This is a genomic window from Gryllotalpicola sp. CP2-P1, assembly GCF_057512245.1.
Genome location: NZ_JBLRDT010000321.1, coordinates 1 through 2,041, shown reverse-complemented (window position 1 = coordinate 2,041; position 2,041 = coordinate 1). Strand labels below are relative to the sequence as shown.

Sequence of the window (2,041 nt, the reverse complement as noted above, 5' to 3'; positions counted from 1 at the left end):
CCTCGGTCGTGGTCGTCGAGACGAGCGCCGGCGAGCTCGGCACCGGCGTGGTGGCCACGGCAGGCGGCATCATCCTGACCGCGAACCACGTCGTCTCGGGCGGCGGCACGATCACCGTCACCTTCTCGGACGGCACCAGGACTCCGGCATCCGTCGCCACGCGCGACCCGGGCAACGACATCGCCACGCTCAGCCCGAGCGACCTGCCCCAGCCGCTCGTGCCCGCCACGCTGGGCGGCGACGCGCCCGTCGGCGCACCTGTCGTCGCCATCGGGAACCCGCTCGGCCTCTCGTACAGCGTCTCGTCGGGCGTCGTCTCGGGCACGGGCCGCGAGGCCGACACCGATCAGGGCTCGTTCGGCGGGCTGATCCAGTTCGACGCGAGCGTGAACCCCGGCAGCTCCGGCGGCCCGCTGCTCGACCAGCGCGGCGCGGTGATCGGGATCGTCGTGTCGATCGCCGACCCCGGCCACGACGGCGCGTGGGCGGGCGTCGGCTTCGCGGTGCCGATCGGCACGGCGCTCGGCGGCGGCCGCGACGGCGGCGCGCTGCAAGGACCCGAGATCTAGAGATGCGGATGCCTGAGCCGAAGGAGCCCGGATGAATCAGCCCCACCCCCTCGAGCACGTGCTGTTCGAGGTCAAGCGCACGATCGTCGGCCAGGACGTGCTGCTCGAGCGCATGGCCGTCGCTCTGCTCGCGGGCGGCCACCTGCTCGTCGAGGGCGTGCCCGGTCTTGCGAAGACGCTCGCGGTGAAGTCGCTCGCCGCGGCGATCGGCGGCCAGTTCCAGCGGGTGCAGTTCACGCCCGACCTGGTGCCGGCCGACCTCGTCGGCACCCGCGTGTACCACCAGCACACCGGCGAGTTCGAGACCGTGCTCGGCCCGGTCTTCGCCAACCTTCTGCTCGCCGACGAGATCAACCGCGCTCCCGCGAAGGTGCAGTCGGCTCTGCTCGAGGTCATGCAGGAGCACCAGGTGACGATCGGGCGCGAGACGTTCGCCGTGCCCGAGCCGTTCCTCGTCATGGCGACCGAGAATCCGATCGAGTCCGAGGGCACCTACCCGCTGCCCGAGGCTCAGGTCGACCGCTTCATGATGAAGGTCGTCGTGGGCTACCCGACTCCACCCGAGGAGCACGCCATCGTCGCGCGCTCGCTGCAGTCTGCGCCGCTCACCCAGGCGATGCTCACGCCCGAGAGCCTGATCGAGCTGCGCGCGCGGGTCGAGGGCGTCTATGTCGACCCTGCCATCACCGACTACGCCGTGCGGCTCGTCTCTGCGACCCGGTCGCCCGGCATCGTCGGGCTCGGCGAGCTGGAGCACTACCTCTCCTACGGCGCGAGCCCCCGGGCATCCATCGCCCTCGTGCACGGCGGGCGCGCGCTCGCGTTCCTGCGCGGTCGCGCCTACGTGCTTCCCCAGGACGTCGCCGAACTCGCGCCCGACGTGCTGCGGCACCGCGTCGTCCTCAGCTACGAGGCGCTTGCCGACGATCTCGATGCCGACGCGATCGTCACGCGCGTGCTCGGCTCGGTGCCCGCGCCCGACGTCGTTCTGCAGAGCCGATGACGGGCTGGTGAGAGCGGATGTCTGAGCCGAACGCGCCGCGCGCGGCGCCCGGCGCGTCGCTCGAGAAGCTGCTGCTGCGACTCGAATGGCGGGTGCTGCGCCGCCTCGAGGGGCGCATGCAGGGCGCTTATCGCACCGTGCACCGGGGAACGGGCATCGACTTCGCCGGCCTGCGTGCCTACGTGCCCGGCGACGACGCACGGCACCTCGACTGGAACGTCACGGCGCGACTCGGCGAACCGCACGTGCGCGTCTTCACGGAAGACCGCGAGCTCACCGTGTGGCTCGTGCTCGACCGCTCCGCCTCGATGGGCGCGATCTCCGCAGCCGGCGGACGCGGCAAGGACGAGATCCTCGCCGAGCTCGCACTGGCCCTCGCGCGGCTGTTCGGCCGCAGCGGGAACCGCGTCGGCGCCCTGCTCTACGACGAGGGCGCGGCGCGCGTGGTGCCGCCCGGCACGGGCCGCAG

General features: G+C 72.4%; 3 protein-coding genes. All 3 read left to right on the top strand.

Features of this window, described 5'->3' with window-relative positions; genetic code table 11:
• Nucleotides 1–569 (top strand): S1C family serine protease (locus tag ACM2XV_RS14755; RefSeq protein WP_487027482.1); only part of this gene is annotated, 569 nt, incomplete at its 5' end.
• A 31-nt stretch (nucleotides 570–600) separates the two neighbouring features.
• Nucleotides 601–1,572 (top strand): AAA family ATPase, encoded by a 972-nt coding sequence (locus ACM2XV_RS14750; RefSeq protein ID WP_487027481.1) that lies wholly within the window; start codon nucleotides 601–603, stop codon nucleotides 1,570–1,572.
• A gap of 17 nt (nucleotides 1,573–1,589) precedes the next feature.
• A partial coding sequence (locus ACM2XV_RS14745) for a DUF58 domain-containing protein (protein ID WP_487027480.1) occupies nucleotides 1,590–2,041 on the top strand: 452 nt, incomplete at its 3' end.